Here is a 25,488-nt window from a genome sequence, read left to right on the forward strand (position 1 = left end):
GCCGATAGCTGATCACTATCGGCAGAGCTTTTCTTTATCTTATTTCACCCGTACGCTCTTCTTTGTGCTGTACGAGGTATATACTTTCTTACCGTTAAAGGTCTTGTAAGCTCTCAGTCTTACAAAGTACTTTTTACCGCTCTTCAGCTTCTTTAGGACTTTGGATGCAGTGGTTCCCTTTTTGATGGTGACTGTCTTTTTGCCCTTAAAGTTAGACTTTGTAGAGTACTGGATCACATATCCGTCTGCCTTTGAGACCTTTTTCCAGGTCATTTTTACCGTGTGTTTCTTCGTGCTCTTCAGGCTCTTTATGCTTGGTTTGCCGGAGGAGAACTTGGCCTTCTCTACCTCAGCCTGTGCAGCTTTGGCAGCATTTTTTGTCTCCTCAATGTCTTTTTTCATCTCTGTGTTATCCAAAGCCAGCGCATTGGCGGCTTTGATCAGAGCGGTTGTGGCCTCGGTCAGATCCTTTGCGGATGCATTCTTGCCGGCCAGCAGAGTGTTTGCGTCTGCCAATGCCTTCTGGAATGCAGCTCTGCTTTCTGCTGTGTAGCTGTCCAGTTTCAGACTGCTGTAGATATCCGCCACGGTTTTTAAAAGAGAGGCTTCCTTGGAGAGCTGTACGCTGCTTTGATCCAGGGCTGATTCCGCATAGGGGATCAGTTTTACGGAGGACAGGCCGTTGGAGAAGTAACCGCAGTAGTAATCATTGTATCCTGCTGAGCGCTCTGACAGTCTTCCCATGGCGATCAGGCGGTTGGTCAGGGTAGAGGTCACTGTGATATCCAGTTCGTTTTCCCCATTCCTTAGCAGGCCAGAGATGTCGACCACTGCGTTCATCACGTTTACCGGATCTGCGCTCTTTCCGTTTACTGTAACGACTGCGCTCTGGGGGAACTCACCCAAGTCCAGGTAAGCTCCGTTTGCAGAGCTTGAATCCCAGTCAAAGGTGGTGTGGTAATAGCCGATACCGGAGACAGATTTGCCGATCTGAGGGATCTTGTCCCAGGTGGCCAAACGCTTGCGGCTCACAGAGATTTTATCCTTGTTAGTCTGGTACTTGGCTTCCACGGTTTCTACAACCTGGGGTACTCTTGTGTCCGTTTCAGGATCGTAGACGGTTGTATTTCTCTTCTCGCTGCGGTAGATTTTATCTCCCTGTGTCCAATCCTCCACGGTGATGTCCCAGTCAGTCAGTTCCCTTGCCTTGGGTACGCTTATCTGGCAGGAGTAAGTGCTGCCGTCGCTGAGTGTTGCTGTGTATGTGCCGCTCTCTGTGGCTCTTGCCACCAGGCTTCCGTTAGCGCTGCGTACTTCCTGAGCATCGGTGGATACCACATGGAGCTCCTCACTGTCTGCTGGTTCAAACGCATAGAGGGCCACATCGTTGTAGTCAAGGCTGATGGGAAAGATGGTTCTGCCGTTGTCATAGCGGTAGTTTGCAACCTTCTCCACCGCCCCTGTCCAGGAGTTGATGGAGTAAGGAATGAAGAGACCGTCCATGCTGATCTCAGTGGCTGCGTTTAAACCGTGATTCAGACCGCAGTATTTGTCATTGCAGTAATTATAGGCATAGAGGTACAGGTTGTCACCGTCTTTTCTCGTCTGTGTCAAAATCTGTGCGTTGGACTCTGTAAACTCAGCTCTGGGTCTTACATCCAGAGACTGCAGGGCGGCATAGGCATCTGATTCCGTGGAAACAACAATCACATTGTCCTGTGACTTCAGTTCAGCCATGACTTTTGCCAGCTCAGCCTCTTTTCCGTCATTATAAGGGGTAATGGTACCGGCCCCGTCCACCACGATCACCTTCAGGCCCTGTTTCGCAAAACCTAAAAGCGTCTTGGCGTACTCTACCGGGAGCTCTGCCTGATTCAGAAGGATCGCTTGGTAATTCACCGTGTCGCCTAAGGTACCGCTGGCGGGATCATACTCCATCTTGTCCAGGAAGGCCGGGGAAAAGTAATCATAGGTGTAGCCCGCATCCTGGAGGGTGATGTCCTTCCATTTGATTCCTGTGTGCTCGCTCATGGGATCATACTTGGACTGTCCGGTGGGCATACCCTCGCCGTATTTCAGGTAGAGGATTCCCAGGTCAGTCTGGGAGATACCGGTTCTCAGCAGCTGCTGTACGCGTCCCATATGATCATTCATTTCAGCGTAGTCCTTGGAATTAGGCTCGCGCACATCCAGACGTCCTGCAATGAAGGAGAACATTCCCTCATATCCTGGCCAGGATATGCTGGACTCCGGTCCCCAGGAGGAGGAGTGTCCGTGCCAGATGATGCGGTTGACACCGGCTGCGTACTGGATGTAGGACATTCTCAGGAGGTCCTGCTCGGAGAGCGCATAGTTCATGCTTCCGATCGCGCCTGTCTCAGAGGAGAGGGTCTGGTTCTGGATATGGGTCAGGCCGCTCCAAAGGCGGAAGATGTCAATCTGGTCCTTTTGATTTAAGGTCTCTGTCTCCGGATAATCCACGCTCATTCCCATCTCAGAGATCTCCAGCCAGCTTCCGTACGAAATCTGCGCGCGCAGCTCCATGCCGTAGTTCTCCTGTGCCCACTTTCTGAGGGGCTGCATCATTTCCTCCTGGATGAGCTGTGTGTACACATCATAGAGGTCATTCCGGATCTTTCTGGTGAGTTCCATGCCATCCGTATCTGCTGTATCGCTCAGGCAGTATTTGCCCATAGCATCCGCATACTCCACGCTCCAGCGGTTGGTAGTGCCGATAAACAGAGGAAGGTAGGGGCGGATATCATAACCCTTTCTGGCCTGGAATTCCTCTGCCATGTCATGTGCCCAGAACATGGAGTCCCCCTGGCTGGTTCCGATCTCCAGGGAGTCCATGAAGAACTGTACATCAGACTTGCGGATGGTTTCCACCAGGTCTTTGTCAGCAAAAATATAATTTGAGAGAAAGTCCTTGATCCCTTCCACCCCTGCAATGTCAAAGTAATTGATGGTGTAAGCCGGCTTCTGGGAGGGACTTGCGCTCTGGAAGCTTCCCTGCTGCCACAGGGAGTAGAGAATGTAGTCTCCGTCATCCGGTGCGGTCCAGTCTAGGGTCTCCTCCTTGGTTGTGGGATCTGTGGCGACCTGTTTGGTCAGGTCAATGCAGTTGTCCGGGTCAATCAGAGTGGGATCACTGTAGGTGGCAGAGCCCTCTTTTGTCACCCGGTAGGCATAGACGCCGATCAGGCTGCGCTTTACTGTGGAGGCATCCACACCTCTTCTCACAGCGGGAGCTTTTAATGCGCCGCTCTTGGAGGCTCCTGCGGCGAGGGTTTCCATAGAGTAGCCTACTTCCTGCTCTGCGGCCTCGCTGTTGGGGTCCAATCCAGCTATGTTTGCGGTGGACCAGTTGGTTCCGCTGGTGAGGCTGACGGACATTCCCAGCTTCGTAGCCGTCTCAATGGCCAGCTTTACGTCATGACTCCACTCCTCAGAGCCGTAGGCGTATATGTTAGAGTCCAGTTTGGACTCATTGAGCATACACAGCTCAAAGCCGGTGAATCCCTGCTCGTGCATGGTTTCGATTTCCTCAATGATGGTTTCGTCCGTGTGGGACCCCTCAGCCAGCCACCAGCGGGCCTCTGACTGAAATTTTTGAGCCGGGTCCTTGTAGTCAGCACTCAGGGACTCCATAAAACTGCTCTGTGACTCCTGGGGGGCGGCTGCAAGAGCGGCCAGACTTCCCGGGGAAAGGACCATAGCCGGAATGAGCGCCGTGGCCAGAGTTTTCTTGAAATGGTTTGTTTTTCGCTTCATAAAATACTCTTCCTCCTCTAAAATATTCCATTTTTTGCACTTCTGAATCATTTTATTACGGTCAGCGCAGTAAATGTGCAGACCTGTTGAACAGGTGCCATAGCTTCCCATAAAATTCCGCTTCTTTCCTTTATTCCCGCGGGCAACGAGCCAAACAGCCGTGCTTGCACGGCTAGTTGGCGACTGCCGCGGGGGTGTTGACTTGCCTAGACCACTTTTTTGCCAGATGCAGGTACCTCCTTTCCACTTTTTGATAGGAAATGCAATATACGGAATTTTAATCCATTTCATTATAGCAAGAGGTTAAATGAAATATCTGCTCAATATCCAACTCGTTTTTATCAATATCCAACTTTTTTAGATAGTTTGAACCTGTTCAGCTCGGTAAATGCGCAGACCTGTTGAATAGTTACGATCATTCATTGATTCAGGAATTATGCTCCGGGCTCTGAGTCCTCCTGTGAGGCCACAATGGGGAAGAGGAGTTCCACACAGGCCCCGCCCTGGTTGGAGAATTTCCAGCTGATATCTTTATAGAGGTAGCGCATTTGTTCCAGGTAGCTGCAGATGCCGAACCTGCTGCCATCCGCTGCCTTCACAGCAGTTCCGCTGTTGAGATCCGTGAGGACATGCTGGGGAAATCCGGGACCATTGTCGCGTATCGTGATTCTAATAAAAGGGTCCAGAGAGATTTCCTGGTACTGGGCAGTCACCTCCACCACCAGAGTTTGTTCGGAGGAAAGTCCATATTTTATGGAATTCTCCACAAATTGGTGGATCAACAAGGGGGGTATCAGGGTGTCTCTGGTCAGGGGATCGATGGTTTGGTGAAAGTCCAGATTTTCCTGATAGCGAAGGGTCTGAATCTGAATGTAGGAGGAGATGTGGTCCAGCTCGTCGGAGAGGGTCACAAAATGTTCCCCCACCTTCATCATAAAACGGAAGTACTCGATGGTATAGAGGATCAGGGAACGGGCAGCCTCCAGGTGCCCTGTCATGATCTGGCTGTAGACCATGTTCAGGGAGTTGATCAGAAAGTGCGGCTTGATCTGGAGCCTGAGCAGGTTTAACTGGAACTTTTGGGCTTTTAGGTGCTCCTCGTACACATCAATTTTCAAATACCGGATCTCATCCATGGTGTCGTTGAAGGTCTGGTTCAGCATTCGAAACTCCGTGGCAGCGGATACAGGGGGAATCCGGTAATCAAGATTTCCGCTTTGGATTTCCTCCATTGCCCGGGAAAGTCTGGATATAGGGCGGGCAATGAGAACGTGGACCAGAAGAAGAAGACCCAGGCAGGAAAAGATAAGCAGGATACTGATCGCTGCCGTGTGCTTGCTGACAAAGGGGAGGCCCGAGAGCAGCTTTTTCTGCTCAATATAGTAACCCAGGGAGAAATTATGGGAGGAGGGCACGGATACAAAGAGCTCCTCCCTTTTTGCGGACTTTCTCTTTTCCTCCGTGCGGTCTGTGGGATAAATATCCAGTCTTCCCGGGGAATCCCCGTTGACAGCAAGGCTGGCGCGCAGCACATCCAGGGGAATGAAGCTGCCGGCCAGGACAGAGTTGTTGCGGGTCATATGAAATAGGCAGGGTATTCCATCTACGGATGCGATCTCCCAGTTTACCGCCATGGAGAGAAGGGAGGAGGCATCCATGCGCTCCTTCACATACTGTTCCATACCCTCTGTGTAATCCTGGCCCTCTGTATTTCTGGTGTAGCTGGTAAAGATCTCCTTGTCAGGAAAGTACAAAAACAGGGTACCCAGGCAGGTGTAGCGCAAGGATTCCTCGGACAGGTTCTGGTAAATACGGTTCAGAGCATAGACAGAGTCCGGAGATTCCTGGGCGTAGGCCACAATCTTAGGATCTGACTGGTTAAAGACTGCGTTTTCAGAGAAATACTGGATTTGTGTCAGTTGGCCCTCCAATTCCGTCAGGGTATTCTGAAGCAGAGTATCATAGGCTGTGGTAACCGCTTCAATGGCTTGACTGCGGGACTGAGACATGGTGATCAAAAGAAAGATCACCATGGGTGTCAACAGCAGAAACAGAGCGATGAAGAGCCAGACCACAGCAGAGTGCAGTTTTTCGGCAAGTTTACTTCTCATAAGGGGCTCCTCCCATTAGTTGTTGTTTATATTCCTTTGGGGACATACCCACAATTTTGGAGAAGGCCCGGCTGAAGCTTACATAACTCTGATAGCCTAAGTCCAGGGCGATCTCACCGATGGACTGAGGGGAGGCGGCCAGCCTTTGCTTGGCCAGGTGAATCTTCTGCTCCTGGATATAGTGATGAATGGAATAACCGGTGTCTCTTTTAAAGATTCTGGTCAGATAGCTGCTGTTCATATGTACCTGGTCTGCGATGGCAATAACCGTCAGGTTTTCGCAGAGATGGTCCGCGATATACTCTTTTACCTTCTGGACGGGTGTGGAGGCGGCGGGGCTTAAAAAATAGTCCTCCATGGCCTGTGTACTGTAATTGATCCACGAGAGCATCCCCTTTAAGGAACGCACCGCCTCCGCGGAGAGGGAGATACAGCGCTCCGGGGGCAGTATCTCTGTCAGAAGCAGCTGACGCCTGCAGGTAAAGGCCACCAGCATCTGGTAGTATTCCAGGTAAAACTGCTGCAAAAAGGCAGGACCCATCTGACGTTTTATATGGGGCTGACTGAGATAGCGGATGATCTCAGAGTGTAGTCCCAGAAAGTTTTGTTCTTCCAGGAGCGCCTGCCATCTGTCCAGATTCGTGTTGAAGGTGGGAACTGTAAGTCTCTCATAGCAGTGGGATCTGAGTATCTGATGGTCCAGCACTACATTCTGATAGGACAGGGTCTGCAGACTCTCCACCTCCTCCGGCAGGCGAGTGATTGCACAGGGACTTCCCAGATAGCAGTAGTTTTTCGCATCCTCCGTCTCTTTTTCCTGGGCCAGAAAGCGTTCGCACAGAGCCTCCGCCTCCGATACCGCTAAGGAGGCTTTGGAGGGAGGGATCTCCTGAATGATAAGCAGGGTCCCGTCGCTTTGGGAAATGGGGTAGCATGGGGACACTGCCTGCGCAAATACAGACTTTGCCATAGTGTGAAAGACATGAATCCGTTTTCTGCGCAGCCCGTGGTCCGGCGAGGCATCGCGAAATACGGTGGTGATCAGCACCGGGAAATACAGAAGCGTCAGATCCAGGGTCAGGTTTCTGCCCTCCAGATCTGCCGAGAGGGTCTCCTCCACAGGCTCTATGCTGCCGGAAATCAGATCAGTCCAGAACTGCCGGTAGAGGTAGGATCTGTTTTTCTGCCAGGATCTGCTCTGGGCCGCCAGAGTGGAGGTCTCTGTGTGCTTTTTCACTGCCTTGCGGATGGCAGCCTCCACCTCACAGGCCTGGATGGGTTTTAAGATGTACTCAATACTGCCTAGCTTCAGAGCCTCCTGGGCATAGGAAAAGTCCGCGTGGCAGGTCAAAAAGATGCACTCCACCGCTAAATTTTCCTGCCGAATCCACTCCAAAAGAGCAAAGCCGGAGGCCATGGGCATCTCAATATCGCAGAGCAGGATTTCTATTTTGTTTTCAGACAAAAGCTGTTTGGCCTTCGCAGCGCTGGAGGCCGTATAGATATAATCAAAGGAAAACGAATCCCATGCGATGGTACTCATAAGCAATTCAATGGTGATTGCCTCATCGTCTACCAGGAGAATATTCATATAATCACTCCCTTATTTTTTTGCCTTAACCATATCACAGAAGAACTATTTTCTCAATTCCCGCAGGCAAGAAAGTCAGAAAGTGTTATAAATATCACGGAAAAAGCATTGTAATAGGAAAAGAGGGGGGATATAATGAAGAAAAATGGGAAGAGACTGGGATTACACAAGAGATGAAGAAAGTTTTCATGACACAGCTATTGGCAGTATGCATCGCAGGGTGTGTGGGATGCGCAGGCACAGGAAAAGCGGATATGGACCGGGTTGAGACAGAGACACAATATGAGACACTTCACTTGGTCATGGCGGACACCTCGGTTCCAAAGGATGAGGAACTGGTGGAGGAGGCCATCAGCCGGATCACCAGGGAGAAGCTGCAGGTGAATGTGGATCTGCACACCATCACCAGCGGAACCAACTACAGTCTGTATCTGGGAAGCAGCGAACCTGTGGATCTGATTGCAGTCTCAGGGGCGGCGGGTACGATACGGACTCTCATCGATGCACAGCAGCTTGTTCCCATGGATGCCCTTTTGGAGCAGTATGGGCAGGGGGTCCGTGAAGTCTTGGGGGAGACCTTGCGCATAGGGGAGTATGACCAAAAACTTTATGGGGTTTCTTCTAACAGGCAGTCAGGAGATTTGGTGGGAATCAAGCTCTTAAAGAATATTGTGGAAAAATATGACATAGACATCTCAAGGATAAAGAGTTGGGATGATTTGGATGAAGTTTTTGAGATCGTTCGTAAAAATGAACCGGACATACAGGTGGTGGACAGTGTCAGCAGGAGTCTGGCCAGCTCTATGCTGAATGTGGACGGGCTAAATGACAGTTCCAGCGGTATCTTAGATCCGGAGGTCCCAGATTCCTTGAAAGTGGTCAATCTCTTTGAGACGGACGCGTGGACCCAGGCGGTTTACCGGGTGCGCAGATGGTATGAGAAGGGATATATCAGAAAAGAAGTACTCACCTCCCAGGAGAGCGGAACAGACCTGCAGAATCAGGGGAAGGTCTTTGCGTGTGTGACGATGCTGAACCTGGATGACCATTTGGAGGCTGGAGAGCTGGAAAAAGTGGTGATCCCCATGACAGAGTGTCTGGCAACCTCCTCGGTGGCTCAGCGGATTGAGTGGGTGATACCGGCAAAGAGCAATGTGCCCCAGAAAGCCATGCAGATGCTCAACCTGATGTACACGGATGCAGAGATCGTAAACCTCCTGCAGTACGGTATCGAGGGAGTGCACTACGAGATCCAAAAGGATGGAACTATGCTCCACCAGCACGATGTCACTGGGAAAAGCACCTATTACAGAGAGTATGGGCAGTCAGGAAACCAGAGCCTGCTGGTGGCGGCATCCAAGCTGGGGACAGATTATGAAGAGAAGCGGAGAAAGAGAGAGGATTCCACCGTCTACTCCAAGGCCTATGGTTTTATATTTGATAAGAGGGGGATTTCCGGGGAGTTGGAAGCCATAAGGACTGTAATCCAGGAGTACCGGGTTCCCCTGGAGCTGGGGATGGTTGACCCTGACACAGAGCTCTCCGTTTTCCGGGAGAAACTGTGGGAGGCTGGAATAGATAACGCCATCGGAGAAAAGCAGAGGCAGTTGGATAAGTGGGCAGAAAATAGCAGAAAAAAAGATTAAATGAAACCAGGCGAGGATGTCTTAACTTGACATTCGCGCCTGGTTTCTTTTAAACCGATAAGGCAATCATCAACCACAGTGCCGCGTTACAGGAACTGCTTTCGGTACTCCTCCGGTGAAATGTGGAATTTCTTGCGGAAGAGCGAAAAGAAGCATTCCGGGTCCTGATATCCGCAGGCAGCAGCTACATCATAGATATTCATACTGGGATTTTCCAGCAGCTTCATAGCCAAATTCAGCTTTGTCTCATCCACAATGTCCTCAATCCTCCGGCCCGTATGCTTTTTCATATAGGCGGACAGGGACTGGGGAGATTCATATATATCTGAGGCTATCTTTGTAATACTCTCATCAATACAGTGCTTTCTCACATACTGGAGAAGTTCTGCGGTCTGACGGTTGGGGCCGTAGTAGCTGTATTCTTTGGAGGCCTCCAGGTGTTCAAAGATCAGCATCAGCAGACTTCCGGTTTTTTCATTGTGATGAAAGTCTGCAGCAGAATACTCCTGGATCAGGGAGGAAAACAGGGTCTGCATCCGCACATTGTGCCCCATAGGAAAATAGATAAAGTTGGTCCTGGGCCTGGATTCCCCGTGCAGAAAGCGCGCCAGTGGGGACTCCGCGTCATAAAACTCCTTCAGGGAGGAGTTGAACAGCTCTGGCCACAGGGCTAAATTGATCAGAAGAGAATCCGGTTCATCCTTCTTGACCGCCTGAACTGCGTTTGGATTCAGCAGATAGAGATCCCCCGCGGCCTGAATCAAATCCTCTCCGTCAATGCGGTTGATCACAGAACCCTGGCAGCAGTAGCTCATCTCAAAGTAACTGTGGGTGTGCGCGGGGAAATCCTCCGTCACATTGTGAGTTAGAATATACAGAGGCTCCTTTGCAGGCAGTTTGTCTGATATCTGGTGGATGTTGTGAAGCACATAGGTGTTGTCAGGATTCTTAACATTTGTCTCCAACAGGGCCTGTGGCCTGACTGGGGAGCTGAGCAAATCGGTTGGAATGGTTTTGCCGGACACCTGTATGATAGTGCTGTGGCGGAGATCATCCGCTTTTTTCTTTGCAGGCAGATGTATGGAGACGTCCGTCCCCTTACCCGGAGTACTCTGGTAGGAGAGGCCGTAGTCTTTTCCGTAGAGCACCTGCAGCCGGTGGTGGGTATTGTAGATGGCGATGTTGCTGCCCTTCTTGCTCTGCCCCGCCCCGGTCAGCAGGCTGTCCAGCTTTTCCTGGGGGATTCCGATACCGTCGTCAGATACCAGCAGTTCCACGGCATCCCCGGCGACCCACCCGGTGAGTACAATGCACCCGGCCTTGTCCTCCTTCTCCATAATGCCATGAAGAATGGCATTTTCCACCACAGGCTGGAGGGTGAGCTTGGGAATCTGGTATTCCAGCAGTTCATCCGGGATATCTACCACAAGGTCAATATTGTCATGAAAGCGCATGTTCTGCAGACGGATATAGATGGTTACGTGCTCAATCTCCTGCTCAATGGTACTGATGGTTTCCCTTTTGCTCAAAGTAAGCTTGTAAAACCGGGAAAGGTTCTGCACTGCATCCATGATCTCATTGGTGCGGCCCTGACTGGCCATCCAGTTGATCATATCCATGGTATTGTACAAAAAGTGTGGATTAATCTGAGCCTGAAGGGAGTTGAACTCTGCAATGCGCAGCTCCTCAGCGGCCAGAGCCCTCTCCTTGAGCAGTTGGTTCATCTCTGTACTCATATAGTTGTAGGTGTCGATCAGATCTCCGATCTCATCGTGCACATCCGACTCCTTCAGGGGAATAGGTGGCCCGGTGCGCACTTTCGCCATCTGTCCCGTCACCATAGAGAGTCGTTTTGTGATGGACTTTGACAGGGAGATTGCGATCATCAGCGCACTGATGATACAGAACACAAACAGAAGCAGATACTGCATCATCAGCAGGTTGCTCTTGCGGATCAGCGGATTAGAGGGGATTACCACCACCATATACCACTGAGGCTGCTTGATATTATACATACCCGCATAGATGTTCTTATCCACCACCGTCTTCTCCAAAAAATTGTTGGAGGACATGAAGGAATCCTGGATGGTTGCATAGTTCAGATAATAAGTTCCGGAGAGCGCCGGGTTCGTAGTTGTGATGGTTGCATCCCGGTCATTGATGATATAAGCCACGCTGCCCTCGGAGGGAAGGCTGCTGTTCAGGATATCCAGCAAAATTTGTGAGGAATAGTAGATGGCTGTGTAACAGTTATAGTTTTTGCCGCCGATGAGCACCGATTTTTTTGAGATATAGGCCATGTCCCCATAATTCGCTATCTCTGAGTCACTCAGATAAAAGGAGGGGCAGTGCAGGGCAGATACCCCCGATCCGGCAAAGATTCCCTTCCAATAGGTATTGTTGATGCTGGAGAGAGAATCAAAGATGCCATGGGTGGCGCTTTTCAGCTCTTTCACCTTGTTGGCCGGCAGATCCAGATAAATCCGTACTGCCTGTATCGTACCGTTTCTGACCACGGATTCCGTCTGGCTGGTAAAGGTGGAGAGCAGGGGGGAATTTTCCAGATCCTTTAGAGTTAAGGTACTTTTTACATCCACCAGCTGCTCATAAAAGGGCAGGTTTTGAATCGTATCGTTGTTGGCGAGCACCTTATCCAGCTCCGCCTCCAGAGCTGGCGCGGTCTTTGATGACTCCTGCTGTTCATTTCGGATCGTATCCGCCACGATCATATCGTAGACCTTTCCGTAGAGGAAAACGGCAATCAAAATCATAGGAATACTGATAATGATCAGATAGGTGAGCAGCAGTTTGGTCTGCAGATGCAAATTTAAGTAGAAGGTTTTGATGTTCTGAATCAGTTTTTTCATTTTATCATCTTCTCCCGATATTCAGAGGGGGAAAGGCCCACAGCCTTTTTAAAACTCTTGCCAAAATAATTTCCATCGCTGTAGCCTACCTTGGAGGAGATGTCAGCAATCTTATATCTGGGGTCCTGAAGCAGGAGTTTTGCCTTCTCCATGCGATATTCTGTAATGTACTGGTTGAGGGTCTTGCCCGTCTCGGACTTAAAGAGCGTACACACATAGGAGGCCGAAAGGTACACATATTCGCTGATGTCCTTCACTGAGAGGCTCTCATGCTGGAAGTTTTTGCTGATGTACTCTTTAATAAGAAACACGGTGGAATTTTCTTCCACCTGGTTGTCCAGTTGGGAGAAATAGTAGTCCACCTTGGATATCAGGGCCTGATGCAGCTCCCCATAAGAATGAAACTGTTCCAGGTAGCTGATGAGCGTGGCCGGGCCTTTTGCGTCTGATGGTTCATCCGCCACCTTCATCTTCTTGCGCATATCCTGGAGCACGGTAAAGAGCTTATAATAAATATCCCGGGCCTGGTCTGACAGCACCTCAGCGTTCTTATAGAAAAAGCAGTACAGCTCTTTTAGTATCTGATCACACTTTTCTTTGTCCTTAAAGGCCAGGGCATCGGAGAGGTCCACGGCGTAGTCATGGGAGAAGAAAGAAGTAATCTCCTCCGAAGGTTTCTTTCTGCCCAATATCTCACAGCAGAGCAGGGTACAGGGGTCAAAGAAAAAGCTGCTCTGCATTAAAATGACAGCGCTTTCATAGGACTGATAAGCCCTGGAAATGCCATTGGCGCGCTCTCCTCTGCAGATAAAGTAGTTTCCATATTTGGACAGTTGATTCTGGAGAAAGGAGGAGATCTCATTCAAAACTCTTGTGGAAGGCTCCGCACTGCCGTACACGTGGAATACAATGTAGAGCTGGTGTCGCTCCACCATGAGAGAGGAAAGGTGGTAGGCAGCCAGAAAAACATCCAGAGCCATGGAAAGATTATGGTGGCTCTCCTCGTCTATCTGGCCACTCTGAGGAATTTTTATCAGGAAAGTAGTGAACACAGCGCTCTCCGCCTCCTGGAGGGAGAGGGTATCACACAGCTGGCTGATGATGGCAGAGTTCTTTTCATATGGAAGTGTCAGCTGCATAGCCAGCTTGGAGGAATTTTCCAGCTGCTGCCAGGTTTCACTGCGCAGGTTCTTCTGCTTTTGGTTATAATTTTGAATCCCCTCCAGAACCGCATCCCGGATCTCCTGTAGGTTTAATGGCTTTTCAACATAATTGATGGCTTTCAGTTTAATGGCTGCTTTCAGATATTCCTTGTCAGAGTAGCCACTCATAAACACCACCACCGTATCCGGCAGAAGTTCCTGTAAGCTCTCAACCATTTTGATCCCATCCATGCGGGGCATACGCACATCACAGAGAATAATCTCCGGCCTGTTTTTCAGGGCGCAGGACAGCCCGTGCTGTCCATCATCCGCCTGAAAAATTTCTGTAATGCCCAGTTCAGACCAGTTGATGGATTCAATGAGACCGATTCTGGTCAGTTCTTCATCATCTACAATCAGTAATTTCATTATATAAACTCCTGTAAGATCTATGTCATTTAGGGGGTTTTTTTGTACTCTAAACCCCATTCTAGCAAACCTGTGGGTAAAAAGCAATTGCATCAAAATGTAAATTGAAAAATATTTTACCCTGTTTCCAAATATTTTACTGTTTTCAGATTATTCATAAAATGTTAAGATTTCATTAGAAATAAACAAGGAGGAGAAAAGCCGTGTCCGAGTATGTACTTGAACTTAGAGGTATCACAAAGATCTTTCCTGGTGTAAAGGCACTTAACAATGTACAGTTTCAGTTAAAGCCCGGCGAGATTCATGCGCTCATGGGTGAGAATGGCGCAGGAAAGTCTACATTTATTAAAGTAATTACCGGTGTACATAAAGCAGAAGAAGGCGAAATGTACCTGGATGGCAAGAAGGTTGATTTCAAAGGACCTAAGGATGCACAGGCAGTAGGTATTGCTGCAATTTACCAGCATGTAACTGCTTATCCTGACCTGACCGTAGCAGAAAATATTTTCATGGGTCATGAGATTAAGAAGAATGGTATGATTCAGTGGAAAAAGATGAATGAGGAGGCAAACAAGCTTCTGGAGCAGTTGGATGCGGACTTCAAGGCAAACGCTGAGATGGGTACCCTGAGTGTGGCCCAGCAGCAGATGGTTGAGATCGCAAAGGCACTCTCCATGAAGGCCAGAATCATCATCATGGATGAGCCCACCGCAGCCCTTACAAAGAATGAGTCAGAAAAGCTGTACAGGATTGCAGAGAAATTGAGAGACGAGGGAGCTTCCATTATCTTTATCTCCCACCGTTTTGAAGATATGTACCGTCTGGCAACCAGAGTTACCGTATTCCGTGACTCCCAGTACATCGGCACTTACAATGTGGATGAGATCACCAATGCGGATCTGATCAAGGCCATGGTTGGACGTGAGATCAAAGACTTGTTCCCCAAGCCGGATGTAAAGATTGGCCAGGAGGTTCTGAGAGTAGAAAAACTCAACAGAGTAGGTTATTTCAAGGATGTATCCTTTAATGTACATAAAGGTGAGATCGTAGGACTCACCGGTCTGGTTGGAGCCGGACGTACCGAGGTAGTGGAAGCCATGTTTGGTATCACCAAGCTGGAATCCGGCAAGGTATACCTGGAGGGCAAGGAAGTGAAGATCAAACAGCCTTCCGATGCCATGGACTTAGGGATAGGCCTTCTTCCGGAGGACCGTCAAAAGTCAGGTCTGATCATGACCTGGGGACTGGGAAGAAACGTAACACTATCCACGCTGAAGAATTACGCAAAGCACGGATGGCTGGATGAGAAGAAAGAGCGCGAGACCGCTAAGAAGTATCTGGAAGAGGTGGACACAAAGGCAGTTACCATCTTTGACCCCGGAAGTTCACTTTCCGGAGGTAACCAGCAGAAGGTAGTGGTTGCCAAGACGCTGGTGCAGGATCTGAAGGTAATTATCATGGATGAGCCCACCAAGGGTGTTGACGTTGGCGCAAAGGCTGAGATCTATGATATCATGGGCCAGCTGGCACAGAAGGGATACGGAGTTATCCTGATCTCCTCCGAAATGCCGGAGATCCTGGGCATGAGCGATCGTATCGTGGTAATGTGCAACGGTAAAGTGACCGGAGAGCTTTCCAGAGAAGAGGCTACACAGGAGAGAATCCTGGAATTCGCAATGGAAAAGACAAAAACCAATTTAGCAAAAGGTGTAAAGGAGGCAGGTAAATAATGCAGCAGAAAGAATCCATTATTAAAAAAATTACCAGCTCCCGTGAGGCGATCCTGGCAATTGTGCTGATTGTTTTGAGCATTTTGATTCAGATCAAGAGCCCGTCCTTCTTAACACCCACATCCATCATGGATATGCTGAAGAACAACGCGGTTATTATGATACTGGCACTTGGTATGCTGAACGTACTGCTGATCGGCGGTATTGATATTTCAATTGCATCCACCTGTGCGTTTACGGGTATGACAGTTGGACTTCTCCTGAAATACGGCAAGGTAACAAACACCTTTTTACTGTTTTTAATCGCCATTGGCATCGGTCTGGTGTGCGGACTGATCATTGGCTTGATTATTGCAAAAGGAAACGTGATTCCGATCATTGCCACCATGGGCTTCATGTACATCTACAGAGGTCTGGCATATGTGATTTCCAATAACCAGTGGGCAAGTGCAGCGGATCTGGGTGATTTCAAGAACTTCGCACTGGAAAAATATCTGGGATTTGGAATTTTGAACAATGTAATTATGATCGCTCTTGTGATCTACATAATATTCTTTATTGTCATGAAGTGGACCACCATCGGACGCAAGGTCTATGCGGTAGGTTCCAACATTGAGGCTGCGTCCGTATCCGGTATCAACACCAGCCGTATCAAACTGGGAGTATACACGGTAATGGGAACCCTCTGTGGTCTCTGCGGAGCGCTGGCAACAGCCGTTTACTCCTCCGCACAGCCAAACATGATGTACGGACAGGAAATGGATGTTATCGCTGCCTGCGTAATCGGCGGTGTCAGCATGAGCGGTGGCCGCGGGTCAGTAGTAGGTGTATTCCTTGGTGCGTTGACCATGGCCATTATCAACAAGGCTCTGCCTCTGGTTGGTATTGATTCCATCGCACAGAATACCGTACAGGGTGTCATTATCATGGTAGTTATCATCATGAACGTAATGATGCAGCGTTCGGTTGACAAGAACAATCTGAAGAGGAGGGAGATGTAATTATGGCTGGAAAATCTGGAAGATCAATATCCGCTACACCGCAGAATGCTTTTAAGAGTTCGGTGCTTAGCTGGGAAGGATTTTTAGTAGTCCTGTTTATCGCGGTGAATATTTTCTGCGTATTCCTTTCTCCGAACTATAAGGTTACAAATGTACTTCGTGAGATGCCTAAATATTTGGCTGAAGTGTTTATTATGTTCCCCATGGCTTATATTCTGATCATGGGTGAGATCGATATCTCCGTAGGTTCCATTGTCTGCCTGTCAGCTACCTTAACCTGTCTGGCATCCAATGCAGGGGTACCATTAGGACTTGCAATTATCCTTTGCATCATAATTGGAATCGTATGCGGATTTATCAATGGTCTGGTGAAGACGAGTTTCCCGGAACTGCCTACTATGATCATTACCCTGGCTACACAGATCATCTTCCGCGGTATCGCTGAGATTGCTCTTGGAAACGGTGGCTCCGTATCCCTGAAGGATACAAAGGGATTCAAGGTTCTGGCTGGAAAGATCGGCCCTGTTCCATATGTGTTTATACTGGTACTCATCGCAGCCATCATCTTTGCGATTGTGCTGCATAAGACTACCTTTGGCAGAAAGCTCTACGCAATCGGAAGCAACCGTGTAACTGCACAGTACTCCGGTATCCATGTAAATAAGATCATTCTGATCTGCTACACACTGGCCGGTCTGATGGCTGGTATATGTGCACTGTTCCTGACAAGCGTACTTTACGGAGCGAATACCACAACCGGAAACGGCTTTGAGATGGATGTTATCGCAATGGCAGTGTTCGGCGGTGTCTCCACCCTGGGCGGAAAGGGTAAGATGCCCGGAGCAATCATTTCCGCATTTATTATCATGTGCCTGCGTATCGGACTTGGTCTGATCAACATGAATCCGCAGATCATCCTGATCATCCTGGGCGCACTGTTGATTATCGCAGTTCTGCTCCCGAACATCATAGCGATGATCGGAAATGCACGAAAAGTTGCAGAAAAAAGGTAAGTAAATATTCTAAAAACAATATAGATGTGATATAATACAATTTGTTGACGAAAACGTCAAGATACAACATTATCTGATACAAACATCGTAAGGTGTTTAGTATAAAACTATCAATTCATGTAGAGGAGGAAAATAACATGAAAAAGAAAGTGATTAGTGCGTTACTTTGCACAGCTATGGTATCCAGCATGATCGTTGGATGTGGAAGCAGCAATACCGCAGCAACAGAGGCAACAACACCCGCAGCAACAGAGGCGGCTACAACAGCACCTGAGACAGAGGCAACAGAAGCTCAGGAGGCAGCTGACACAGAAGCAACAGAGGCCGGTGAAACAGCAGCAACAGAGGCAGTTGAGGCAGCAGGCGGGGACATCTCTGGAAAAACTTTCGCAATTGTAACAAAGGCAGCAGGTAACCCATACAACGAGAGAGAAGCAGCAGGCTTCCAGGAAGTAATCGAAGCTTTAGGCGGAACTTGCATCGTAAAACATCCGGAGCAGGCAACAGCTGACGCTCAGGTATCCGTTATCCAGTCTCTGATTTCTCAGGGTGTAGATTCTATCTGTATCGCTGGTAATGACGAGAACGCTCTCCAGGCAGCTCTGGAAGAGGCTATGGACGCTGGTATCAAAGTATCCTGCCTTGACGCTAAAGTAAATGCTGAGAGCCGTCAGACATTCGTAAACCAGGCTGGTGTTCAGGAAATCGGCCAGGCTCTGATGGATGCTGTACTGGATATCGCAGGCGGCGAGGGACAGTTCGCTATCCTTTCCGCAACATCACAGGCTACAAACCAGAACGCTTGGATCGAGGCTATGAAGTCCGTTATGGAAGGCGACGAGAAATACTCCAAACTGGAGTTAGTAGAAGTTGCTTACGGTGATGACGAGCCCCAGAAATCTACAGACCAGACTCAGGCTCTGCTTGAGAAATATCCGGATCTGAAAGTAATCTGCGCACCCACAACGGTAGGTATCAACGCAGCAGCTAAGGTTCTTCAGGACAAAGCTTCATCTGTTAAGCTGACAGGTCTTGGACTTCCTTCTGAGATGAAAGAGTACATCGGCGATGACGACGCTCATTCCTGCCCGTATATGTATCTGTGGAACCCGATCGATGTAGGAAGACTTGGCGCTTACACATCCATCGCACTGGTAGACGGAACCATCACAGGCGCAGCTGGTGAGACCTTCGAAGCTGGCGACATGGAGAACAGCCCTTACACAATCGTTGAGGCTTCCGATGGCGGCACAGAGATCATCCTGGGTGCACCGTTCAAGTTTGATTCTACAAACATCGAAGAGTGGGCATCTGTATACTAAAATATACGGACTCAATGCATACGGACATAATAAAACCAACACTTATAATAACATAGTAAAAGAGTCCTTCGCTGAAGACAACTTCGGCGGAGGGCTTTTTGGAATAAGGAGGGAATACAAGTGGTAAAGGGATTTAAAATGAAGCTCTACCCAGGACAGGAGGCGGAGTATGAGAAACGCCACAACGAGCTGTGGCCTGAGATGCAGGACATGATCCACGAGCACGGCGGAAAAAATTACACCATCTTTCTGGACAGAGAGACTCTCACGCTCTTTGGATACATAGAGATTGAGGATGAGGCGCTGTGGGCAAAAGGCGCTGACACAGCCATCAACCGGAAATGGTGGGATTTTATGGCAGATATCATGGAGACCAATCCGGACAACAGCCCGGTTAGTGTGGATTTAAAGACGGTATTTCACCTGGATTAAAGATATTCATTAAAAATTGTCTTTCTGTTTGAAGTGAAATACAAAAACGCCAGCTGTCACAAGGCGGGAATCCTGTATGGAGAATTCCATACGGTTTCCCGCTTTTTCTTATATCATAGACTAACTATGTCAAGTGTTTTTTTGAAAGTTAGTTAAATATGTTTTTTTGAACCTTGATAATTGCATGACAAATAAAGCACCTATACAGCTGCTTTGAGAAGTATGTTATAAGAAAAAAATTACTTGCTGTATGCAGTATGATGTATTTCCATACTGTATAGAGTTCTGACCAGCTTCTTGGCTACATGAGATACTGCCACATTGTAGTGCTTTCCCTCAGAGAGTTTTTTCTGAAGAAACTCCTTGAACGTATTGTCCCATTTGCCAACATTTTTAGCGGCAGTAAAGAGTGCATACCGCAGGTATTTGGAACCTCGTTTTCACCATTTTTGCATGAGTCGAAGTATATTGGCCTGATTGATAAATGGAGGGCTCCATTCCAGCAAAGGCAAGTATTTTTTCGGCCGATGAAAAATTAGAGAAATCACCAACTTCAGCATGGATCATAGCCGCAGTAATGTAGGAAATGCCAGGTATTGTAATGAATGGAGAATCACTTTCCTTGATGATATCCTTGATTCTTACTTCAACAATGCTGATTTGCTCTCGGAGGAGTCTGATACGGGCAATCGTCTGCTGCATTTCAAGCTTGAGTATTCCATCACTGGTTCCAATGGACTGCATTGCGGCATTGCGTATTTCAATAGCTTTCTCCCGGCCATAGTGTCCTTTGGAGTATTTCCGGAGAAGATTTGTAAGATGTGTCAGATTAGCATTTGAAACAGCAGCAGCATCAGGATATGCAGACATAAGCTGATACACAGAATTCACCTGTAATTGGTGAACAATCTTTTCTAACTCAGGAAAGATAATATTCATAAGTCTTGAAAAAGAGACTTTTAAGACAGAACAATCCTGCACCAGATTGAAACGGTATCTGGTTAGTGACTTGAGTTCTTTTCTATGGTATGATACAGGTACGTAGGGCGTAAGCTTCTGCGTCATAAGCATTGATACGATAGAGTGAACATCGGCCTTATCCGTCTTAGTCTTTCTAAAGCTTAGACTTTTTCTGTAAAGACTGGTATGTAACGGATTGATAATGAAAATAGGAAGATTTTTGTTAACGAGAAACTCTGTAATGTTGTTGCTATAATGACCGGTTGCTTCCAGCCCTATTTTCATTTGGGAGAAATTGTCAGAGCAGGATTGGATACGAGAAAAAAGTAATTCAAATCCCTCCAGAGAGTTAGAAAAGGTAAAGTTATCAAATAGAATATCACCATCAGAATTAGAGATAAGGCAGTCATGCTTATCTTTGGAAATATCGATACCAATGCAGATCATAGTAATGCTCCTTTGCAATGTATTGACACTGTATGGAGAACCCACAGAACTGCCTGCTATGTAGCCTCGTGCGAAATAAAACGTCATGCGTTATCTAACTGATTAACATTAAAGCAGACAACCGTGGTTAGAGCCTATGCTCAAACGTCAAAGCGTTAGGAAAGTTCAACTAATCCACAGTGTCTATAAACAGTATACTCATTCAAGAACAGAATGGGGAACTAATAATAATTTAACATACGAGGAAAGTCCTTCGGAATTCCCTATGATATAAAAAGCCCTCCGGGCGGGATCGCACTGCGGCGGAGTGGAAGATGGCTGCCGGGGCAGCCCCGCCGCAGGCGGAGAATCCTGCGCGCAGGATTCTTTTTTATGCCCTCGATCAAGTGAAGGAGCTTCGAAAAAATAATATCGAAAGTGTATAAAGAATAAAACGAAAGCAATGACATAGAAAAACAGGACTTTTACTTAAAAAAGCTACATGCAGTCAAAAAGCAATAGAAAAACGAAAGAAAATAATGTTACGAATTAAAAATAATGCACAAAAATATTAAAATATAATTTTAAAAAATATACAAAATTACTTGACAAATGATTAAAACTTATATATGATATAAAAAACGAAGGAAAACGAAATGAAATAAAAGAATATAAAAGGAAACGAAGAGGAAATAAAGTCATGTTTATTGAAGAACGAAAAGAAAAGATACTGCGGTTTGTGGAGGAAAAGAATTCAGTGACCGTTGATGAACTGTGTGAGCTGTTCAGCGTTTCAGAAGTTACCATCCGGAAAGATTTGAATGAACTGAGCAACGCCGGGGCGCTGATCAGAACCCATGGGGGTGCTGTGAAGGTTAAGGAGACTGCCTTTGAGCAGAGTCAGGAGTCGAAGGAAAAGGAGAGAATAGCCGAAAAGCGTGCCATCGCCAGGAGAGCTTATGAGGAGATCAGAGACAATGAGACCATGATCCTGGACGCTGGCACGACAACCCAGGAGCTGGCGAAGCGGATTCGCACCGGCAGCAAGAGAAACCTAACGGTAATCACAAACGCATTTAATGTGGCCAGGGAGCTGATCGGGTGTGACAAGGCGGAGATCATCTTTGTGGGTGGAAGCGTCCGATCTAATATTTTATCCTGCGTAGGCATGTTTGGTGAGGATATGGTAAAAAACATGTGTGTGGACCGGGCCTTTCTGGGCACCAACAATCTGAGTGTGGAACACGGGCTGACCACGCCCAATATGCAGGAGTGCAGGATGAAGCAATGCATGATGAGCGCTGGGAGAAAGAACTATGTACTGGCGGACAGCAGCAAGTTTAGGACAAATTCCTTATACTGTGTGTGTAAACTGAAAGATCTGCACCTGATCATCACAGATGATGGGGTTGGAGAATCTTATAAATCCAAAATTATTGAGAGAGGAGGGCATGTGGAAGCGGTTGGGGTAGAGCAGTAGACAGAACAAAACATATAATGTACAGATGGAGGAGAAGAAGATGAAGTTAAGAAGAATCGGCGGTTTTATAGCTGCAGCAGCTTTGGCATTGGCAAGCTTTACTGGGTGTCAGAGTGCAGGGGAAGGGGAAACAAAGGATACTAAGACGCAGACAGCAGGAACGCAGAGCGCTGGCGAAACTGTGGAGGCGGCAGTGAGTGAAGCGGGAGAGGACAAGGTGAATGAGGACATTACCCTGGGAATCTCCATTTTTACCAGGACCCATGTGTTTTACAACCGGGTGGAAGAGGCCATGCAGAAAAAGTGTGACGAATTGGGGGTGAAGGGCATCTTTGTGGACGCTGACACAGACAGTGACAAGCAGCTGTCCCAGGTGCAGGACTTTATCACCCAGAAGGTGGATGCCATCATCATCTGCCCGGTTTCAACTGCCGGGAGCAACAGCTGCCTGGAGCTGGCAAATAAGGCGGGCATCCCTCTGCTCACAGCTTTTACCAAGTCAGACGGAGATTCTCTGTGCCATTTCGGGACGGATGAAAATGTAGGCGGCAGGCTGGCCGGGGAGTATATTGCCAAGGCATTGCCGCAGGGCGGACAGGCAGCAATCATCACTTACGATGATGTGGAAAATTGCGTGCTGCGCGCCGAGGGCTGTAAGGAATATCTGGAGGCGAATACAGATAATATCGAGGTGGTTGATGAGCAGAACTACCAGGGAGATGCGGAAAAGGCCTCCGCGATTACCCAGGACTTCTTGCTGAAATATCCGGATTTGGATTTGATTTTCGCAGTGGGTGATCCGGCGGCAATGAGTGCCTACACAATCATAAACGGCGCGGGGAAGGATATTAAGGTTATAGGATACGATGGAAACCCGGAGGCGGTCAATGAGATAGCAAAGGGGGGGACCTGGATTGCGGACGTGGCTCAAGACCCTGAGGGAATCGGCCAGGCCATGATTGAGAGCGCTGTGAAAGCCATAAAAGGCGAAGAGATCCCGAAAGAGAAATACATAGAGCCGTACATTATCGATGGGGAAAATGCGGAAGAGTTTTTAAATTAGATACAAGATAGCAAAGGGGTGGGCCAAATGGAGAAGCAGCCAATTATACAGTTGAAACAGGTCAGCAAAGAGTTTCCGGGAGTTAAGGCTTTGACGGATATCAATCTGGAGTTTTATCCCGGTGAGGTACATGCGCTGCTGGGGGAAAACGGGGCGGGGAAGTCAACGCTTATTAAGATTATTAGCGGTGTCTATCAAAGAAATAACGGCAGTATGCTTTATAACGGTGAAGAGTGCAGTTTTGAAAATGCAAGACAGGCCATAGACAAGGGAATCAGTGTCATCCATCAGGAGCTGAGTGTGATCCCTGATTTGACCGTAGCTGAAAATATTTATTTGGGAAGAGAGATTAAGAAGAAAAGCGGTATTTTAGATAAGGCAGAAATGAAAAAAAGGGCCCAGGAAATCCTGGACATGCTGGATTTAAAAATAAAGCCCGGGGATATGGTGAAAAAGCTAAGCGCTGCCCAAAAGCAGATGGTAGAGATTGCGAGAGCCGTTTCCTCCAATGCCAAAGTGGTGATCATGGACGAGCCAACTTCGTCTATCTCAGAACATGAAGTAGAGTCCTTGTTTCTCATAATTCGAAAACTGAAGAAAGACAATGTTTCGGTCATCTACATCTCTCACAGGTTAAAGGAGCTGTTTGCCATAGGGGATAAGGTTTCGATTTTAAGAGATGGAAGATTTATCAAAACCCTGCCCCTAAAATCCATTGATGAGAGAGGGCTGGTTGCCCTAATGGTGGGAAGAGAAATCAGAACCTACATAGACTGCTCCCATAAAAAGCTGGGACCGCCTGTCCTGGAGCTAAAAAAGGTATCCCGCAGGGGCAGCTTTCGCGATGTGGATATTCAGGTGAAAAAGGGCGAAATTGTGGGGATTGCAGGCCTGATCGGGGCCGGAAGGACCGAAGTGCTAAGAGGGATCTTTGGCGCCGAGCCCTTTGATGGAGGGAGCATGTGCTTATACGGTGAGGAGATTCGGATCACCTGTCCCGGAAAGGCAATTCGCAGGGGAATCGGTTTCGTACCTGAGGATCGAAGAACCCAGGGGGTAATGCTGAAAAAGTCAGTAAAAGACAACATCACCCTCCCCAGTGTGAAACGCCATGCCAGAAAAGGGTTTGTAAACATGCAGTGGGAAAAGGACAGCAGTGAGTCTTACATACGCAAGCTGTCCATCAAAACCCCGGGTAGCGAGGCAGTGACCAAAAATTTGAGCGGAGGCAACCAACAGAAGATTGTGCTGGCTAAATGGTTTTTGGCCGAGTCAAAGATTCTGCTGCTGGACGAGCCCACAAGGGGGATTGATATTGGAGCTAAATTTGAGATTTATGAGTTGATGAATCAGTTTACAAAAGACGGCGGCAGCATTCTGGTAGTCTCGTCTGAGCTACCGGAGCTTCTTGGGGTATGTGACAGAATCTATGTAATGGCAGAGGGAAAAGTAACAGGGTGTCTGGATAATCATGAGCTGACAGAAGAAGTGATCATGCATTTGGCCAGTATGAACTGAGCATAGGGGTGGAAAATGGCAATGGACAAAAGCAAAGTAGAGAAAATAATAAAAGAATATGCCTTAATCGGATTTTTAGTTATCTTATGTATTTTTATTTATATCGTAGAGCCCAGGTTTATCTCCAGGGAAAATCTGATCAATGTGTTGATTCAGATCGCCATCAATGCGTTTATCGCCACAGGGATGACCTTTGTGCTGCTGACAGGCGGAATAGATCTTTCCGTAGGCCCCGTCTGTGCTCTGAACGGTATTTTAGGAGCATTGCTCTGCAAGCAGCTTCCTGCCATGAATGTGGGAATGACGCTCCTTGTGGGACTTCTGCTCTCCATCGCAATTGCTCTGGTGATTGGCGGGATATCCGCCTTTATCATATGCAGATTCAATGTGGCGCCCTTTATTGCAACCCTGGCCATGATGAATGTGGCCAGAGGCGTCTGCTACCTGCTTACGAACAGTAAGCCGGTGTATGAACTGCCGGAGAGTTTTTTATGGATTGGCCAGGGGTATATCGGCCCCATACCGTTTATTGTGATACTGACGATTGTGGTCTTACTGATTTCACACATCATTCTGAGTAAGACTGCATATGGAAGACATATCTATGCGGTGGGCAGCAATGAAGAGGTGGCAAAGCTCAGTGGAATCCGTGTGAATAAGATCAAAACCTCTGTCTATATGATTTGCGCGGGCCTCTCCGCTTTTGCGGGGATATGCCAGTCGGCTAAGATCGGTACGGGACAGCCGGGGGCGGCCGAAGGGTATGAGCAGTATGCAATTGCGGCAGCAGTCATGGGCGGCACCAGCCTCGCGGGAGGAACAGGAGGGATTCCAAATACGATCATTGGCATTATTGCAATTGGAATTATCAACAATGGTCTGAGCCTGATGCAGGTCAACTCGTATTGGCAGAAGGTGGCCATGGGTGTTATTATCGCGTTTGCGGTGATCATGGACAGACTCAAGGTAAAGGCTGAATAGGG

At 48.0% G+C, this 25,488-nt stretch carries 15 protein-coding genes and 1 pseudogene; 10 read left to right on the plus strand and 6 right to left on the minus strand.

What is annotated here, in order from left to right:
• Positions 1-39: 39 nt before the first annotated feature.
• From AC0THY_RS04045 to AC0THY_RS04055, 3 genes are all read right to left on the minus strand, one after another.
• Complete coding sequence (locus AC0THY_RS04045; RefSeq protein ID WP_489993191.1) at positions 40-3,774, minus strand: glycosyl hydrolase; 3,735 nt, start codon at positions 3,772-3,774, stop codon at positions 40-42.
• 434 nt (positions 3,775-4,208) lie between these two features.
• Positions 4,209-5,885 (minus strand): sensor histidine kinase, encoded by a 1,677-nt coding sequence (locus tag AC0THY_RS04050; RefSeq protein ID WP_489993192.1) that lies wholly within the window; start codon positions 5,883-5,885, stop codon positions 4,209-4,211.
• Complete coding sequence (locus tag AC0THY_RS04055; protein WP_489993193.1) at positions 5,875-7,476, minus strand: response regulator transcription factor; 1,602 nt, start codon at positions 7,474-7,476, stop codon at positions 5,875-5,877. Before AC0THY_RS04055 ends, AC0THY_RS04050 begins: the two co-directional genes overlap by 11 nt.
• A gap of 173 nt (positions 7,477-7,649) precedes the next feature.
• Here AC0THY_RS04055 and AC0THY_RS04060 point away from each other — a divergent pair, with 173 nt between their 5' ends.
• Positions 7,650-9,122, plus strand: a complete 1,473-nt coding sequence (locus tag AC0THY_RS04060) for an ABC transporter substrate-binding protein (protein WP_489993194.1) — start codon at positions 7,650-7,652, stop codon at positions 9,120-9,122.
• 86 nt (positions 9,123-9,208) lie between these two features.
• Here AC0THY_RS04060 and AC0THY_RS04065 read toward each other — a convergent pair whose 3' ends face one another.
• Together AC0THY_RS04065 and AC0THY_RS04070 are read right to left on the minus strand one after the other, a co-directional pair.
• On the minus strand, positions 9,209-11,989 hold the full coding sequence (locus tag AC0THY_RS04065) for a histidine kinase (protein WP_489993195.1): 2,781 nt from the start codon (positions 11,987-11,989) through the stop codon (positions 9,209-9,211).
• On the minus strand, positions 11,986-13,560 hold the full coding sequence (locus tag AC0THY_RS04070; RefSeq protein ID WP_489993196.1) for a response regulator transcription factor: 1,575 nt from the start codon (positions 13,558-13,560) through the stop codon (positions 11,986-11,988). Before AC0THY_RS04070 ends, AC0THY_RS04065 begins: the two co-directional genes overlap by 4 nt.
• Positions 13,561-13,763: 203 nt before the next feature.
• On the opposite strand from AC0THY_RS04070, the gene AC0THY_RS04075 reads away from it, so the two are divergent.
• From AC0THY_RS04075 to rhaM, 5 genes are all read left to right on the plus strand, one after another.
• On the plus strand, positions 13,764-15,290 hold the full coding sequence (locus AC0THY_RS04075) for a sugar ABC transporter ATP-binding protein (RefSeq protein WP_489993197.1): 1,527 nt from the start codon (positions 13,764-13,766) through the stop codon (positions 15,288-15,290).
• Positions 15,290-16,291: an ABC transporter permease gene (locus AC0THY_RS04080; RefSeq protein WP_489993198.1), complete on the plus strand. Its 1,002-nt coding sequence runs from the start codon at positions 15,290-15,292 to the stop codon at positions 16,289-16,291. Before AC0THY_RS04075 ends, AC0THY_RS04080 begins: the two co-directional genes overlap by 1 nt.
• Before the next feature lie 2 nt (positions 16,292-16,293).
• Complete coding sequence (locus tag AC0THY_RS04085; protein WP_489993199.1) at positions 16,294-17,304, plus strand: ABC transporter permease; 1,011 nt, start codon at positions 16,294-16,296, stop codon at positions 17,302-17,304.
• A gap of 137 nt (positions 17,305-17,441) precedes the next feature.
• Entirely contained in the window at positions 17,442-18,626 is a 1,185-nt protein-coding gene (locus tag AC0THY_RS04090; RefSeq protein WP_489993200.1) for a rhamnose ABC transporter substrate-binding protein, read from the plus strand.
• Between the two features lie 120 nt (positions 18,627-18,746).
• Positions 18,747-19,058, plus strand: a complete 312-nt coding sequence (gene rhaM, locus AC0THY_RS04095; protein WP_489993201.1) for an L-rhamnose mutarotase — start codon at positions 18,747-18,749, stop codon at positions 19,056-19,058.
• A gap of 239 nt (positions 19,059-19,297) precedes the next feature.
• Here rhaM and AC0THY_RS04100 read toward each other — a convergent pair.
• Positions 19,298-20,465 (minus strand): annotated as a pseudogene (locus tag AC0THY_RS04100) (IS110 family RNA-guided transposase).
• A 679-nt stretch (positions 20,466-21,144) separates the two neighbouring features.
• Between AC0THY_RS04100 and AC0THY_RS04105 the strand changes: the two are divergent.
• Genes AC0THY_RS04105 through AC0THY_RS04120 form a run of 4 tightly spaced genes read left to right on the plus strand, consistent with a single transcriptional unit; the run spans position 21,145 to position 25,486 of the window.
• Positions 21,145-21,924 (plus strand): DeoR/GlpR family DNA-binding transcription regulator, encoded by a 780-nt coding sequence (locus AC0THY_RS04105; protein WP_489993202.1) that lies wholly within the window; start codon positions 21,145-21,147, stop codon positions 21,922-21,924.
• A 40-nt stretch (positions 21,925-21,964) separates the two neighbouring features.
• The gene (locus AC0THY_RS04110; RefSeq protein WP_489993203.1) at positions 21,965-22,987 is read left to right on the plus strand and encodes a substrate-binding domain-containing protein; all 1,023 of its coding nucleotides are present in this window, start codon (positions 21,965-21,967) and stop codon (positions 22,985-22,987) included.
• A 27-nt stretch (positions 22,988-23,014) separates the two neighbouring features.
• Entirely contained in the window at positions 23,015-24,505 is a 1,491-nt protein-coding gene (locus tag AC0THY_RS04115) for a sugar ABC transporter ATP-binding protein (RefSeq protein WP_489993204.1), read from the plus strand.
• A gap of 15 nt (positions 24,506-24,520) precedes the next feature.
• Positions 24,521-25,486, plus strand: a complete 966-nt coding sequence (locus AC0THY_RS04120) for an ABC transporter permease (RefSeq protein WP_489993205.1) — start codon at positions 24,521-24,523, stop codon at positions 25,484-25,486.
• The last annotated feature ends 2 nt before the right edge of the window (positions 25,487-25,488 follow it).

The sequence above is a fragment of the Ruminococcus sp. 8Y-12 genome (assembly GCF_058119865.1).